A 14,689-nucleotide genomic window follows, 5' to 3' on the forward strand; every position below is an offset into this window, starting at 1 on the left:
AATATATGTATATGTTAAAGAAAATCGTAAAAAATTACTTTTTTACGATTTTCCGGTTGTTAAAATTAATAATTGAGTTTTGAATCTCTGTATATTCTTCGTTCGTTAATTTTAATCTCTCATTTCTGAAATTCATGTCTTCCATTTTGTTTAAAGGAATCAGATGGATGTGTGCATGAGGAACTTCAAGTCCTACCACCGCTACTCCTACTCTTACACATGGAATTGCAGTTTTGATCTTCTTGGCTACCTCTTGGGCAAATCCCCAAAGGTTTTTGTATTCTTCACTTTCAAGATCAAAAATCAAATCCACTTCTTTCTTAGGTACTACTAAAGTATGTCCCTTCACCAAAGGCATTGCGTCTAAGAATGCGATAAAGTTTTCATTTTCTGCAATCTTATAAGAGGGAATTTCGCCATTGATGATTTTTGTGAATATAGTGCTCATTTTGTCAGAAGTTTGGGTTAGATATTTTAGAAGTTAGAAATAAAAGAAATATCAGACTATAAAGAAATGTCTAATACTTCAAAAGACAGTTTGTTTCCGTTCGGTAAAGTGATTTCAGCAGTTTCGCCTATAGCTTTTCCTAACAGACCTTTTGCGATAGGTGTGTTCACTGAAATCTTTCCTGTCTTCAGATCGCTTTCATTATCCGGTACCAATGTAAATACCTGCTCCTGCTTGGTAGCATTGTTTTTAAGTTTCACTGTTGTTAAGATTGAAACTTTTGAAGTATCTAATTGGCTTTCGTCTATAATTTTAGAAGTAGAGATGACGTCTTTCAACTTGGAAATTCTCATTTCAAGCATACCCTGCGCCTCTTTGGCCGCATCATATTCTGCATTTTCAGACAAATCGCCTTTGTCTCTGGCTTCTGCGATCTGCTGAGTAATTTTTGGTCTCTCCACAGTTTCCAACTGTTCCAGCTCAGCTTTCATTTTCTCTAAGCCCTCCTTAGTTACATAGCTTGCCATAATTTTCAAAATTTAGTTTTAGTATAAAAAAATAATCCGACATTTGCCGGACAATGTTTTCGTGTTGTAATCGTTTAATTTTTACAAATATATAAAAATTTAAATTGAAATGAAAAAAACTTTTTCAATCTTATCTATTTTCAGTTTATTGATTTTCAGTAATTTAACCATAAACTCATGTGGAAGCAGAGAAGATACGGTGAACTGCTTCCCGAATGTTCCTATCAATGTATCCCTTAACCTGAACCTGCCGGCGTATTACCCTTTGAACAATATCAACGGCTGGATCTACGTCAATGAACAACAGTCCGGAACCAGAGGATTAATCATTGTCCGAACAGCAAACGGATTTAAAGTATACGACAGGAATGCTCCTCATATATGTCCTGACAGCAATACAACTCTGGAGGTGAAAGACAATATTTCTATTGTATGCCCTCAGGATAATACAAGATGGATTTTAAGTACGGGACAGCCGGAATCGGGAGCTAAAACATCTCTTCCTCCCAAAACGTATCCGTACAGCTATGATGCACCAAGCAAAACTTTAAATGTTTACTATTAGAATATCAAATGAAGATCATTATACAAAGAGTCTCTGAAGCCAGTGTGAAGGTAGACGGAAAAACTGTCGGTGAAATCGGTAAAGGACTGATGCTGCTGGTAGGTGTGGATGAAAATGATGAAAAAACAGATGCAGACTGGCTTGTACAGAAGGTTTTAAACCTGAGAATCTTCGGGGATGAAGACGATAAGCTCAATCTTTCTGTGAAGGATATTTCCGGAGAAATCCTCTGCATCAGCCAGTTTACATTGATTGCCGATTACAAGAAAGGGAACCGCCCTTCTTTTATAAAAGCTGCGAAACCTGATAAAGCAGTTCCTCTTTTTGATTACTTTAAAGAAGAAATAAGCAAATCCGGATTGAAAACAGAGAGCGGAATCTTCGGGGCAGATATGAAAGTATCCCTGATCAATGACGGGCCTGTGACCATTGTAATGGATTCTATTACCAAAAGCTAAGCAGAGAAAGACAAAAGTGTAAAATATATCCAATACGTTTCATCAATTGAAGCGTATTTTTGATGAGTAAGTATAAAATTTGCGCTCTTAAACCTCACAGGTTTTGAAAACCTGTGAGGTTATCACCCAAAAACAAAAAAACCTTTATACAAAAGAAAAGAGTAAAAAGTTTAAAATTAAATTCACAAAAATGTGATTTGTTTTTTATTTTATTACTATTTTTGGTGCAAATCAAAACTGATTCACAACCATTTAACAAAATAGTATGAAAACAAAAATCAACCTTTTCGCATTGTTTGCGTTCTGCTCTTCCCTGTCTTTTGGCCAGGACAGCCAGCACAGGATGGCTAATGATCAAAATTCAGTTATTTATGTATGCTTTTCAAAAGGCATCAATTCTGAAAAAGCAGCGTTCAGCCGAAACGCTGATCTGGAAAGATTTTCAAGAGAGCATCACATTTCGTTTAAGTATGATCTTGATTTTACGGACAATAAGCTTGATGAAATGGCCAGAAACAGTAAAGCCATCGGAAATTCCACAGAATCTGTAGAAAAGCTGAAAAGAATCTATAAGGCTGATCTTCCTCTTCAGAGCACAGAAACAGCAGAAAAAATCATCCGGACTCTGGAAAGGTTTCCGGAAATAGAATATGTATCTGTGATGAGCGCTTCTCCCGTTGAACCTCCTTTGGTCAATACTTTTGTGGCTACTCCGGATCTGGAAAGTCTTCAGACTTACCTGAACGACAATCCGGGTATCAATGCAAAATATGCATGGTCAAGAGGAATTACCGGACAGAATATCCGTGTAAGGGATGTGGAATATGGTTTTTACAAAACACATGAAATGCTTTCCAATCAAAACTCTATACAGCTTGAGCCCGGATATTCTCCTAATGCAGGATTAGCGAATAATAATTACCGTGACCACGGGACTGCAGTGGTAAGTATTTTAGGTTCAATTAAAGATAATATCGGACTTACAGGAGCTGCTTACAGTACTTCTGAAATAAAGGGCTATATGGAATGGACCACTGTGGGATACAACAGAGCTTCTGCAGTGAGCAGATCTATCAACGCATCACAGGCCGGCGATATTATTTTATATGAAATGCAGACTGGCGGAAAAGACGGCCAGTATTGCCCTGCTGAGTATGACCAGGTCATCTGGGACCTTACAAAAGCGGCTACTGATTCAGGAATCATTATCATTGCAGCTGCAGGTAATGGCAACCAAAATCTCGATGATCCGTTTTATGCCAGCTATCTTGCAAGAGGAAACAGCGGAGCCATCATCGTAGGCGCCGGATCTCCCAATACCACCCATTCAAAGCTGAGCTTCAGTACTTATGGAAACAGAGTGGATGTTCAGGGTTGGGGAAGCAGTGTGCTGGCAGCAGGCTACGGATCTTATGCAAAATATGACAATGATAATAACAGAACCTATAATTATTTCAGTGGTACGAGTTCTGCTACGCCGGTGGTGTCTTCTGCAGCTATTCTGATCCAGTCTTTTTACCGCCAGACAACAGGACAATATTTAACACCTACGGCGATGAAGAACCTTTTGATTTCTACGGGAATTCCGCAGGGAGGAACTGTGACCGGCCAAAAGATAGGTCCTCTTCCTAATGTGAAGAATGCCATACTTCAGCTGGAAAGTAAATTTGCCACCCCTGTTAAAACCTTATCTGCATTAGAAGTTAAAATTTATCCTAACCCATCCAGCAATTCTATTGCGATTCAAAGTGTGGAAAATAAAAAGCTGGATTTTGAGATTATCAACCTTCAGGGGCGTACCGTGATAAAAAACTCAGTTTTGCCTGATGAAAAAATTGATATTTCACAACTGCCTGCAGGTCAGTATATCATTAATATCAATGAAGGCCAGAGAAGAGTTGTTGAGAAATTTACAAAACTTTAAAAATTTTTATACATTTTACTTCACATTAAACCCTCTTCCGGAATTCCGGAAGAGGGTTTTTAATATCAATTTTTTATCTGTATTATTGTGCAGGAACGCTGTTGAAGTTAAGCGCTACTTTTATATTCATATCCGAAGAGGTCTGATTCTTCAGTTCATAAACTGTTCTTACCGTCAATCCGGAACTTTTTACAATTTCATCAAGGAATCCTGTATCATTCAGATCCAGATTTAAGCTGGAAGAATTGGTGGATATATTGGAACGTGATGCGACCAGTCTTTCTCCTGTTCCGTTGGATGAAACATAGATCTTAACGGTTTTAAATGCGCTCAGATTACCTCCTGAAGGAGATGCAACAGAAATTTTTGCATCTGATATTCTTACATCTTTAATCTTTGCATTATTATTACCTCCAAACCATGTCTGCACATTGGTAGCTGTAGCAGTGGAAGAGACTTCTTTATCAGCAGGTACTCCCGTAGATACCAAGACATTCGTTGTGTATGGAAATGTATTCTGAACCAGCGACTGTACGGTTCCGCAACTTACGAGTACTGCTGAGGCGGCCATTGCTGTTAGAACTATATTTTTCATAATTTTAAATTTTTAAACTTCAGAGTTTAGTTTGCAGAAATTGTACCAAATTGATTGGTTTTATTCTACAGTTACGGTAAAGCTTCCTTTGGTATTTCCGGAAGCCATATTACTTTTACCTATAATCAGCCATACTTCTCCTTTTCCGGGAGTGTCATAAGTAATTTCCCTTCCGAAGGGACCATCGTAATTCCCATTAGGCAGTCTTATCTGATTGAATCTGATATTGAAATCTTTTTCTTTTGTAGAAATTTTTGCTTTGATATTCGGACGGTCATAATGGGTCAGTTTTAAAACTAAATCCTGATCATCTTTTGTAAATTCTTCCCCTATAGTAAAAGGCAGCTGGCTGGCATCAGCAGTTCTTATAATCTGCCCCTCTTTTTCATCTCTCATTACACCTTTACGAAGAACTTCTTTGGTGGCCGGGGCATTGTTAATAATTGAATCTCTTTTGATCAATGCAGCAGAATCAGTTTTCACAGCAGAGTCCGGCATTTCTGTGACGGCTGTAGAGTCTTTATCCGGAACACTGGTCACGGCAGGCTCTTTTTTACAGGCAACAATCATCAAAGGGATTAACAATAAGCTTTTTTCATAATAATTCATTTTAAAAGTGGTCAACCAATATTCTGTTGAGCTCAATTAAATGCTAAAACTGTTCCAATTCATGCAACGGTTTATTTTCAGTTTCAATTACTTTTTCATTATCTGTTCCCACCCATCTGAATGTGAAGTACATAAAATTGAGCATGATCCCCATCAGAACAGTGACACCCCAAGTCTTTGTATATTCCATCGGATAGATGAACCTCACTACAATATCAGAGAAAAGACCAAAAGGATTATTAAGCACATCCCAGCTGTTCCATCTCAGAAACCTTCCCAGATAAACTCCAAAGCTGCTCATAAAAAGGAAAAATAGGATTAAACCGGTAATGAAATTTCTGCCGGCATAATCTGAAAGACGCTGTTCAATATCGTTAAGACTTATAAAACCACAGATCAGACCTGTCCAGGCATAAGAAAGAATCACAATCAGGTCATACCAGATCGGGATCCCGTTTCTTGCTCTCAGATGAAAAAGATCTGTAAGGATATAGGGCGAATTGGGGAAAAACAAAATCCAGACTATAATGATAAAGGCCAGCGAGATTTTGCTTCTGATAGTAAAAGCCTGAATCAAAGAACTTAATAATAAAGGAATCCATGCCAGAAAGAGGTTCCAGTTGAGGAATAAAAACACTTTTGTATCACTGATGCAGTATCTGAAAACCGAGAGGCTGAAACAAAATACGGTCATCAATATAAGGAGCATACTGATTTTAAATCTTGAAGATCCTGTAAACTTTTTCATGATCAGTTATTGAATGGTTTGATAATAGATAATTCTGGAAAGAAACGTTTTGGATGTTTCATTTTTTACTTTATTCAGCAGTGTCTTTTTAAGCTTCTGATCATTTTTTTCATCTGCATACTTCAACAGGGCTTTTTCACTGAAATTAACGGATGTCAAATGATAGTTCACTGCAAAATCTTTTCTTTTCATATTCTGAGCAGTAATAAAACCACCCCAATTGAAATAGCTGCACACTAAAACGGTTCCGTAAGCATACCAGACCATCGTATTGACAAGGAAAATATTTCTTTTTGCTTTTGAATTTTAATGAAGGTTAAAGCCAGGCCGATCATTGATAAAACAAGGAAAGCAAAAACTCCCAGCCTTTTGTAGGTAAAACCGTAATTAACGATATATTCATAGTTTTTAAGAACTGCAGACAAAACAAGAATAGCATTGAGGAAAATCCAGATTTTAGTTAATATTTTTAATAGGCCGGCTTTCGGATCAAAATTAAATCCTGATTTAAAATAAAACATGATCACCAGAATAGCCATTACAATAGACATAATCACTGCATTTACTCTTTCATGGGTTTCTTCTGACAACTGAACGGGTGTTTTTACCGTTTCATAAAACTGTTCGTAGTTGTACGTAATAATAAAGAATACCAACAGAATATTCAGCAAAACAAAGGAAATCACTCCGCTCATTCTTTCTGCATCAATGTCAAGGAAAGAATAGGTAGCCTTCGGGATCCGGGAATTTTTTGGAAACTCATTATCCAGAACATGATTATTTTTGTAAATCAGTTTTTCTACGGCATAGTTCCAGTAATTGAAGGCAATAAAGAATCCTAAAACAGACAGACAGAATACTTGCCATAGATTAATATCAAGCTCATAATCTGTGAAAAGAGCCGCAAAATGATCGCTTCCTGCAGAATAAATTCCAAAGAAAACGGAAACCAGCACCAGCGGGATCAGAATGAAAGCCAGTGTTTTCTGCCATAACCCGGGAATATTCTTCTTAGGCAGCCATTCATCAAAACTGAAGAAACGGCAGAATGATGTACAGCAATTCACCACAAAAACCGGAATTAAAAAGAGAATTTTTAATCTTCTGTTCCTCAATTTATACCCTAGTAAAAGCAATGAGCTTACGACTGCAATAAAAGACGGGAAGTCTCCAAACCAGGTAAATGCAATGCTGGACAGGATGCTTGTCACAAAAAGGGTGTACAAGGTTCCGGTCCTGTTTTTTCCTCCGTTCTGAACAGAGTCAGTACAGCATAGGCAATCCCAAGAATCCCAAGGTTCAGCCCTACTTCCTGGTCATAGAAGACAATAACAAACAAGAGGGCTGTAAGAAATATATAATGATGTGTTTTCATGAGGTTAATTTTTAAAGATTTAAAATTTAAAGGATCGAAGGATTTAATTTTACAGATATAATAAAATCCGAATATCACGAAAAATCCAGCTCTTGTAATGCAAAATAAAAGCAGTAAAGATGTACCCAACAAAAAGGAGATTAAAATGTCTTCTCCCCGGTGGACTGAATTTATTTTTGCCACTATCTTTAATCTTAATGAAGTGGTATTGTTTCTTTCTGTTGAATGAAATCCTTCACATGCTCAAAATTCTGCCAGAGCAGCCCTTCAAAATCCCAGTGATGAAAAGCCCTCATATTCTGACCCTTTTTGTAGGCTTTGATATAAATTTTCACATATTCCGGAAGGATAATTGTTCCTAATACGATTGCAGCCAGGAGATGTGCATTGAGCTTGCCGTTTCCGAGGAGTAAGTACTGCATGGCAATTTCATCTTCGAAGTTGGTTCCGCAGCCGGTAATCAGATGGTGAACATCATGGTTTTCCATTTTGGGAATCATTGAAAACCCGTGTTTCATGTAAAATTCACCGAGCTTTCTCCCTAAAGAATCATCCTGGAATTCCAGCAGCTGTTTTTCATTGAACTGCCATTGCCTTTTTTCTTTTAAAATATTTTCTGTAGAGTTTTTGAGTTTTATCATACACAAATAGCAGAAACTGAACGCGTATTTTTTTCATAATGTATTTATTTTAATGTAGACTATTAAGTCCTATGGCTGTGTAAAGAATTGCAACGGGTATATTTATCAAAAGAATACCAATAGCTTTCAGACATTCATTCAATCTTGATCTGTATATGCAACCATAGATCAAAAGCCCCAGTATCACCAGTATGTTTAAAAATGCTCCAAAAATTAGCAGCATATATCCTCCTATTGCAAATTCTTCCATCCTTGTTGTCAAATACCCGATAAGGCAGATGCTTCCCAAGACAAAGCACAAACCAAACAGAGACTTTCCGAAGTATAGAATTTCCTGACCTTTCATCATTTTTTGATTTATTATTTCTGAACCTTTCATCATTATTTAGATTTAGTAAGCAAACAAAATTTTAGCTTCCTGCAATCGGACTTCCAAAAATCCCTACTGCCAGTTCGAGCCAGATCAGTGCAAGAGCCAGCACAATGAAAATGCAGATCAGAACTTTCTGACTTTGTTTTTTGATTTTGTGTCTGACCCAATTGATCAAAAATGCTGTTGTAAAGAGTAAAATTCCCGCTATCAGAAAATCTGAAGGCGACCAGTTTACCTCTTTAGAAAATAGATTTCCCAACAACGGAATACTTAGCAAAACCAAAGGAAGGGCATAAATTGCAACTGTTTTTTGTTTTTGTGTCATCATTTTATTTGATTTTAATATTATAAAGCACTTTGTATTTCAAAGTTTATTTTCAAAAAAATATAGAACTACCGTCCCAATAATTTTTCAAGAGCATTAAGATGTTCAGTAAAAGCCTGCCTTCCACTCTGCGTAACACGATAAGATGTTTTAGGTTTTTTTCCGACAAATTCTTTTTTCACTTCTATATATCCTGCTTTTTCGAGTGCGTTGCTATGGCTGGCCAGATTTCCGTCTGTAATTTCGAGCAGGCTTTTCATTTCAGAAAAATCAACCCAGTCATTCACCATAAGAACGGACATAATGCCCAGTCTTACACGGCTTTCGAATTCTTTATTGAGTTGATTTATTTTGATCATTTTACTTTATCTTATTTATTCTGCAATATTTCCTGACACCATTTATGGAGTTTTATACTTGAGGCCAAACTTATAAACTACTTGTTCTGATTACTTATACTTCTTATGCATAATTAATCCATAGATAATATGCAAAACCCCGAAACCAATTGCCCAAAACACTAATCCCCATCCTAAAATAAATAAAGAAATAAGTCCCAAAACAATCTCAAAATATCCCAGATATTTTACATCCGTTAATGTATACCGTTCTGCTGCCACCAGAGCCAATCCGTAAAAAATGAGTGTAGCCGGAGCAATGAAAACGAAAAGATGATGATAAAGAAGTGCCAGGCAAAAAACTCCTCCAGCAATCAAAGGAACCGCAAAGGTAATCAAAAGTCGCTTTGTTGTGGCATCCCACATCTTCAAACCTTTCTTTTTACTTTTATAAGCTGTAAAAATATATCCGCTAAGGACAGCTACCACCAAAATAACGATTCCAATCAGAACAAGTTCTTTCACCAGGGCAGGCCCTAAAATATTCCTGTCCCCATCAAAATAGCTGATTCCTTCTCTCTGGAAAACAAAATACACATACACAGCTCCGATAATTGCTGTTAAGCCTGCAACAACTCCGGATAATCCGCTTAAAGAAATAAATCTGGAAGAACGCTCCATCATGGAACGGATATGGGATAAGTCTTCGTGATAGTTTTTTGAATCCATAAAAAGAACTTTGAATTACAAAGTTATAATTTATTTTCAATTTGCCAAGTTTTTATTTTAAAATTTTGGTATTTATATTCATTTCTTAAAACTCAGGACAATCCAAACAATAATATTATATGGGACAAAAAAATCCGGAGAAACACAATGCTTTCTCCGGATGGTATGTTAGATTTAGAATCTTCTGTTTAAAGTACAATAAAAAATTACTTCGCTCTCAATCTTTCTTTAATCGATTCAATATTTTTCTTTGCAGACTCTTCAAGGATAAGACTGGCACTCATGTGAATTCTTGCAGGCATTAATTCATTGAAATGGTCTGTTCCTTCCCATGACACTTTTTAATTAATACCAATGCATCACTGCTTCTTGAAGCCAAAGTTTGTAAAAATTTTTCCAGCTTTTCATCCATTTCCTGAATAGTATCTGAAACCGAATGGTAGATATTATGCTGTTCAGCCCATTCAGCAGATCTGAAATCAGCATCAATAGCCATTGCAGAAAATTGTGATTTGCCGATTTTTCTTTCCACATAAGGACCGATAACAAAGGGACCAATTCCAAGATTGATTTCGGTAAGTGCCAGCGCTGAATCTTTTGTGGCAAAACAATAATCTGCCCCACAGGCAATTCCAACACCTCCACCGGTAGTTTTACCCTGAACTCTTACAACTACAATCTTTCCGCAGTTTCTCATCGCATTCAAAACTTTAGCAAAGCCTCCGAAAAATTGTGTAGATGCTTCCAGTTCTTCAATTGCTAAAAGCTCATCAAAGCTTGCTCCTGCACAGAATGCTTTCTCACCTTCACTTTTAACCAAAATAGCTTTCACCTCATCTTTCGCTCCTTCTTCAAGAATGGTTGCTGCCAGTTTTTCTAAAATTGCTCCCGGCAAAGAATTACTTTTAGGGGTACCGAAACTGATCTCGGCAATATTATTTTTAATTTCTGATGCTACAAATTCGCTCATTTTTATTTTTATTGGATTCTTACAAAAATACGAAATACAGCTCGTTCAGAGAAACTTAAATCTTATATTTTCTTTTAAACAATGCATAATTCGAGACATTATTACGTAGAAATACGGAGTTTTTAATTTGGTATTTTCTACTCTAGTACCTGCATGCTATTAATCGTTCCTTTGAAACAAGAAATAATAACCCATGGCGGCATCTGAAAAGCCATTAAAAGAGTAAGAAATTTAAAACTAAAAACATATTATCATGGACGAGTACATTGGAATTGTAAAATTATTTGCAGGAAATTTCGCGCCGAGAGGCTGGATGTTTTGCGACGGAAGCTTAATAAGCATTTCAAGAAATTCTGCTTTATTTTCTATTTTAGGAACCACTTACGGCGGAGATGGCATCACAACTTTTGCTCTTCCCAACTTAAAAGGACGTATGGCTTTAGGTGCCGGGAATGTAAACTCCGGTGAAAACTATCCTTTGGGAATAGTATCCGGTACAACACAAAATACACTTTTATCATCAAACCTTCCAAGTATAGGAGCCGGATTCCAGCTTAAAGTAGCCAATAAGAATGCCAATTCGTCTACTCCTACAGCCACCTCAACAATTGCCATCTCAGGAACGCAGGTGGGAAGAGATTTCAATGCAGTACCAAGTTTCGTGAATGATGCCAACCCTGATACAACGATTAATCCGCTAAGTATTTCTTTTACAGGACAAGGTTTACCGTTGAATAATATGCCTCCATATCTTGGCTTAAATTATATTATCTGTGTTGAAGGCATTTATCCGCCAAGAGATTAAGATCCTTTTAACCAACCTAACATTTAAAACAAAACATCATGAAAAGCACTACTTTTTTAGCAATCTGTAGTCTGCTCATTTCAATTTTCTCATTCGGGCAGACCAGTACAGAACTATTTGAAACGGAATCCCACGGGAGTACAAGCTTCACCGATAATGGAGTCATTTTCAATATCATTTCACATGTAAGTGTTTTTGACATCCAGGGGAATTTCCCGGGAACAGGCTGGAGCGGAACAATGAATGATAACCGGTATATTGATAATTCCAATGATTCTCAGTTTCCGCCCTCATTCAGTATTAAAACTACCTCTAACTTGTTTAAGGTAAACCGATTCTGGATGTATCTTTCTGCATTGAATCTGGATCTCAATGTAATAGGAACCCTGACCGTTACCGGAAAGCTGAGTGGAGTAACAAAATTCACACAAACCAAAACTACCGGATTTGCGACAGGCTTAGGGTCCACCAATGGATATACCCTGATAGATCTTACCAACCTAAACGGCCAGAATTATTCAAATATCGTGATTGACGAATTGCAGATCACTGCAGGCGGCGCCTTCCGGTATGTAGGTTTTGATGCCTTTACCTGGGTAAAAGACAGCAATCTGGTATTAGGTACATCAGAAGCTAAAAGCACTCAAAAAACCTGACTGTTTATCCCAACCCAACCAACGGCCCTCTTTCTATCAACACTGAAAAAGCCAATGAAGCTAAAGTATACAGCCTTGACGGTAAATTGCTGAAAACGGTACAAACCCAGAAAGGGAATAATGAAATCAATATTTCAGAATTTCCGAAAGGAGTTTATATTATCAAAACAGCAACAGAATCCACCAAAATCATTAAAAATTAATATCAGGAAATTGCACATAAGTTCCATATCCCTTAAAGATTCTAATTCATAAATGACAAATCCCTTCATCGGAAGGGATTTCGTCATTTTTTCAACGCTAAAATGTATTTGTCTATATAAAGCTGTTTATCTTTTGATTTGTACTGCTGAATATATCTTGGATGTTCCAGAACGGTCATGGTATCGAAGAGTTTGGCTTCTTTATTCAGTTTTGAAAGAAAATCTGCATTCTTTTTACCCAGGATAAAAACTTCTGAAGTGTCCAGATTAAGACTGATATGCTTCTTCAGAGATTCGATCATAAAGTCTTTTACAAAATTGAAGAGCTCCTTGTCATCATAATAATTGGCATTAAGCCATCCGTTTTTGGTTTTCCTCACAATCGCCAGCGGAAAAGGAGAATTGATATAAATATCCTTATAAAAAAGATCTGCACCGCCATATTCTTCAATCATATCATACATGAATACGGAAGAGACTTCATGGGTGTATGCTGACTTCATTTTGATTCCGCAAACACTTTCAAGTCTTTTTGTATCGGTAAACGGAACTCCCGTTACTCCTGCTCCATGACGGCTTGGATTAATTCCAATCATAAATTTCCTTTTAGCCGGGTCATCATAGTATTTATGATAAAATTCCTGCATGACCGTTAATGTTTCCGGATTATCCAGATATGGATTCAGGACTTCAAACCCCTCTGGCAGGTTTCCTGTATAGCTAAGATTCTTATTGAAATGAATGACATGGTCTGCAAAAGTTGTATTCATGAAATTATTGCTTTAAAAATATAAAATTATCCGGCTGTTCAGAATCCTCATCATCGTTGTCTTCTTCCTCTTCTTCGGACAGCATAAGTTCAATATCAATAAAGTGAATATAAAGGCCTGATATTTTTCCCTGAACATCATAAGCAAAGTAAACAGGATAAAGGCCATCACCCAAACCACTTGCAAAGATAGGAATATGGTATTCCGTATTGGGAACCTTCCAGTTGATCCAGTCACCAAGATCTCTCTGATTTTTAGGGTTTTCTTTGTAGCTTTCAGCAAAGAGTTCTGCAAAATAATCATCATAAATATTATCAACATTCAATTCTGAAAGAAACTTCTCAACAAAAGGAACCACCTCAGGATCTGTGATACAGCCTAATCCTGCATCTACTGCAAACCCGAAATACTCTCCTTCACTGACACCTTCAAGATTTTCGGTTCCAATCAATGCTTCCCGGTAAAGTACGGGTTTTTCTTTTGTAAATTCTACTTTCACAGCAGCATACCGGCTTCCCCATCCTTCTAATTTTGCTACAGCAACCGTTACAGGAAAGTCTCCTTTGGGAACATCCACAAAATAAGGTTTCTCATCTGCATTCAGATAAACCAGCGGATCTCTCACGATTACTTTTCCGGAAGGCAGGGAAACATTTCCGATCTCCATGACTTCAATGCTCTGTCCCATAATCACCTCTGAAGTAAAATAACTATCAATATCTACAGGAGATGTGAGAATTTCCTTTACTTCTTCCCATTTTTGCATCCAGCTTTCGTTCATTGTTCTTTATTTTATGATTGAGTTTTAAAAATACTGTTTTTTTGCAAGAGAAGGAAAAGACTAAAGCAAGGAACTGTTAATTAAAAAATTAAATCATTTCATTTCCGGCTTATTTTTTTATTATCTTCGTTTTCAATGAAATAACTCTTTCATTCAAATAAAACTTATAACCAATGATTGGAATTATAATTGAGCTTATCATTTCCTGGATGCTCCTTAAGTTTGGGGCCAAAAAGGATCTTTCTGTTTTAGGATTTAAACCAAGCCAAAGAAGATTAATTCATTGGTGTATCGGTTTTCTGCTGGCGGCAGCGGTCTGCAGCCTTTATCATATCATGACAACAGCCTTTATCAGCAACAGCTGGATCCTGAATAAGCAATTGACATTCTCTGCTGCATTAATAAGCTTGTGGTGGGTTGTAAAGTCGGTGCTGTTTGAAGAGCTACTTTTCAGAGGTGCATTGCTTTATCTTGCTATTGAAAAATGGGGAGCTACTAAAGCCTGTATTCTTTCTGCAATCTGTTTTGGCATCTATCACTGGTTTTCTTATAATGCTTTCGGAAATCCTTTTCAAATGGGAATTATTTTTGTGATGACTGGTATCTTTGGATGGATGCTGGCTGTATCTTTTGCTAAAACGAGATCCATGTATTTTCCTATAGCCATTCATCTGGGCTGGAACCTGGTTAATATTATTGTATTCTCAAACGGTCCGCTAGGTAAACAGCTCTTCATGAAAGCCAATGAGACCCATCTTGAAGGAATTCCATCACTGCTTGTATTTTTGTTCCAGATCTTCGCTTTACCTCTTTTGGTATATAGTTATTTCAAGCTTAAAAAATAAATCT

General features: G+C 37.0%; 22 protein-coding genes and 1 pseudogene. 7 read left to right on the forward strand and 16 right to left on the reverse strand.

The window, feature by feature from the left end:
• Positions 1–34 precede the first annotated feature (34 nt).
• Positions 35–448, reverse strand: a complete 414-nt coding sequence (locus OWR28_RS19470) for an HIT family protein (protein WP_332388123.1) — start codon at positions 446–448, stop codon at positions 35–37.
• Between the two features lie 56 nt (positions 449–504).
• On the reverse strand, positions 505–975 hold the full coding sequence (greA, locus tag OWR28_RS19475) for a transcription elongation factor GreA (protein ID WP_002981731.1): 471 nt from the start codon (positions 973–975) through the stop codon (positions 505–507).
• A gap of 109 nt (positions 976–1,084) precedes the next feature.
• Between greA and OWR28_RS19480 the strand changes: the two genes are divergently transcribed.
• The 3 genes from OWR28_RS19480 to OWR28_RS19490 all read left to right on the forward strand — a co-directional run bounded on the left by OWR28_RS19480 (position 1,085) and on the right by OWR28_RS19490 (position 3,922).
• Positions 1,085–1,540, forward strand: coding sequence for a hypothetical protein (locus OWR28_RS19480; protein ID WP_332388125.1), 456 nt, complete (start codon positions 1,085–1,087; stop codon positions 1,538–1,540).
• 8 nt (positions 1,541–1,548) lie between these two features.
• Entirely contained in the window at positions 1,549–1,998 is a 450-nt protein-coding gene (dtd, locus tag OWR28_RS19485) for a D-aminoacyl-tRNA deacylase (RefSeq protein WP_332388126.1), read from the forward strand.
• 265 nt (positions 1,999–2,263) lie between these two features.
• Positions 2,264–3,922: a S8 family peptidase gene (locus OWR28_RS19490; protein ID WP_332388127.1), complete on the forward strand. Its 1,659-nt coding sequence runs from the start codon at positions 2,264–2,266 to the stop codon at positions 3,920–3,922.
• Between the two features lie 82 nt (positions 3,923–4,004).
• On the opposite strand, the gene OWR28_RS19495 is transcribed toward OWR28_RS19490, so the two are convergent.
• The 12 genes and pseudogenes from OWR28_RS19495 to OWR28_RS19550 form a co-directional block, all read right to left on the reverse strand.
• Positions 4,005–4,517, reverse strand: a complete 513-nt coding sequence (locus tag OWR28_RS19495) for a hypothetical protein (RefSeq protein ID WP_332388128.1) — start codon at positions 4,515–4,517, stop codon at positions 4,005–4,007.
• Between the two features lie 60 nt (positions 4,518–4,577).
• Positions 4,578–5,126 (reverse strand): hypothetical protein, encoded by a 549-nt coding sequence (locus OWR28_RS19500; protein WP_332388130.1) that lies wholly within the window; start codon positions 5,124–5,126, stop codon positions 4,578–4,580.
• Between the two features lie 43 nt (positions 5,127–5,169).
• Positions 5,170–5,874, reverse strand: a complete 705-nt coding sequence (locus OWR28_RS19505) for a DUF1361 domain-containing protein (RefSeq protein WP_332388131.1) — start codon at positions 5,872–5,874, stop codon at positions 5,170–5,172.
• Positions 5,875–5,880: 6 nt separating this feature from the next.
• Positions 5,881–6,141 carry a hypothetical protein gene (locus tag OWR28_RS19510; protein WP_332388132.1) on the reverse strand — a complete coding sequence of 87 codons (261 nt, stop codon included), beginning with the start codon at positions 6,139–6,141 and terminating at the stop codon, positions 5,881–5,883.
• Entirely contained in the window at positions 6,111–7,100 is a 990-nt protein-coding gene (locus OWR28_RS19515) for a DUF4153 domain-containing protein (protein ID WP_332388133.1), read from the reverse strand. The genes OWR28_RS19510 and OWR28_RS19515 overlap by 31 nt, the downstream gene beginning before the upstream one ends.
• Positions 7,082–7,249 (reverse strand): hypothetical protein, encoded by a 168-nt coding sequence (locus tag OWR28_RS19520; RefSeq protein ID WP_332388134.1) that lies wholly within the window; start codon positions 7,247–7,249, stop codon positions 7,082–7,084. Before OWR28_RS19520 ends, OWR28_RS19515 begins: the two co-directional genes overlap by 19 nt.
• 194 nt (positions 7,250–7,443) lie before the next feature.
• Positions 7,444–7,890 carry a Coq4 family protein gene (locus OWR28_RS19525; RefSeq protein WP_332388135.1) on the reverse strand — a complete coding sequence of 149 codons (447 nt, stop codon included), beginning with the start codon at positions 7,888–7,890 and terminating at the stop codon, positions 7,444–7,446.
• Positions 7,891–7,939: 49 nt separating this feature from the next.
• Positions 7,940–8,272 (reverse strand): hypothetical protein, encoded by a 333-nt coding sequence (locus tag OWR28_RS19530; RefSeq protein ID WP_332388136.1) that lies wholly within the window; start codon positions 8,270–8,272, stop codon positions 7,940–7,942.
• A gap of 28 nt (positions 8,273–8,300) precedes the next feature.
• Positions 8,301–8,591: a hypothetical protein gene (locus OWR28_RS19535; protein ID WP_332388137.1), complete on the reverse strand. Its 291-nt coding sequence runs from the start codon at positions 8,589–8,591 to the stop codon at positions 8,301–8,303.
• A gap of 65 nt (positions 8,592–8,656) precedes the next feature.
• Positions 8,657–8,947 carry a winged helix-turn-helix domain-containing protein gene (locus OWR28_RS19540; protein ID WP_002981743.1) on the reverse strand — a complete coding sequence of 97 codons (291 nt, stop codon included), beginning with the start codon at positions 8,945–8,947 and terminating at the stop codon, positions 8,657–8,659.
• Between the two features lie 90 nt (positions 8,948–9,037).
• A complete protein-coding gene (locus OWR28_RS19545) occupies positions 9,038–9,655 on the reverse strand; it encodes a hypothetical protein (RefSeq protein WP_332388138.1) in 618 nt (205 codons plus the stop codon).
• Positions 9,656–9,861: 206 nt separating this feature from the next.
• Positions 9,862–10,625, reverse strand: a pseudogene (locus OWR28_RS19550) (enoyl-CoA hydratase/isomerase family protein).
• Positions 10,626–10,878: 253 nt separating this feature from the next.
• Here OWR28_RS19550 and OWR28_RS19555 point away from each other — a divergent pair.
• Genes OWR28_RS19555 through OWR28_RS19565 form a run of 3 tightly spaced genes read left to right on the forward strand, consistent with a single transcriptional unit; the run spans position 10,879 to position 12,289 of the window.
• On the forward strand, positions 10,879–11,430 hold the full coding sequence (locus tag OWR28_RS19555) for a phage tail protein (RefSeq protein WP_312288603.1): 552 nt from the start codon (positions 10,879–10,881) through the stop codon (positions 11,428–11,430).
• A 38-nt stretch (positions 11,431–11,468) separates the two neighbouring features.
• On the forward strand, positions 11,469–12,086 hold the full coding sequence (locus OWR28_RS19560) for a T9SS C-terminal target domain-containing protein (protein ID WP_332388140.1): 618 nt from the start codon (positions 11,469–11,471) through the stop codon (positions 12,084–12,086).
• A 35-nt stretch (positions 12,087–12,121) separates the two neighbouring features.
• Positions 12,122–12,289, forward strand: a complete 168-nt coding sequence (locus OWR28_RS19565) for a T9SS type A sorting domain-containing protein (protein ID WP_332388452.1) — start codon at positions 12,122–12,124, stop codon at positions 12,287–12,289.
• A gap of 83 nt (positions 12,290–12,372) precedes the next feature.
• Here the strand turns inward: OWR28_RS19565 and OWR28_RS19570 are convergent, their stop codons facing one another.
• Both OWR28_RS19570 and OWR28_RS19575 read right to left on the reverse strand, forming a co-directional pair.
• On the reverse strand, positions 12,373–13,059 hold the full coding sequence (locus OWR28_RS19570; protein WP_332388141.1) for an SMUG2 DNA glycosylase family protein: 687 nt from the start codon (positions 13,057–13,059) through the stop codon (positions 12,373–12,375).
• Positions 13,060–13,063: 4 nt separating this feature from the next.
• Positions 13,064–13,840: a DUF4241 domain-containing protein gene (locus OWR28_RS19575; protein WP_332388142.1), complete on the reverse strand. Its 777-nt coding sequence runs from the start codon at positions 13,838–13,840 to the stop codon at positions 13,064–13,066.
• Positions 13,841–14,013: 173 nt separating this feature from the next.
• Here OWR28_RS19575 and OWR28_RS19580 point away from each other — a divergent pair, with 173 nt between their 5' ends.
• Positions 14,014–14,685, forward strand: coding sequence for a CPBP family intramembrane glutamic endopeptidase (locus OWR28_RS19580; protein ID WP_332388143.1), 672 nt, complete (start codon positions 14,014–14,016; stop codon positions 14,683–14,685).
• The last annotated feature ends 4 nt before the right edge of the window (positions 14,686–14,689 follow it).

The sequence above is a fragment of the Chryseobacterium sp. 1B4 genome (assembly GCF_036631475.1).
Classification (GTDB): domain Bacteria; phylum Bacteroidota; class Bacteroidia; order Flavobacteriales; family Weeksellaceae; genus Chryseobacterium.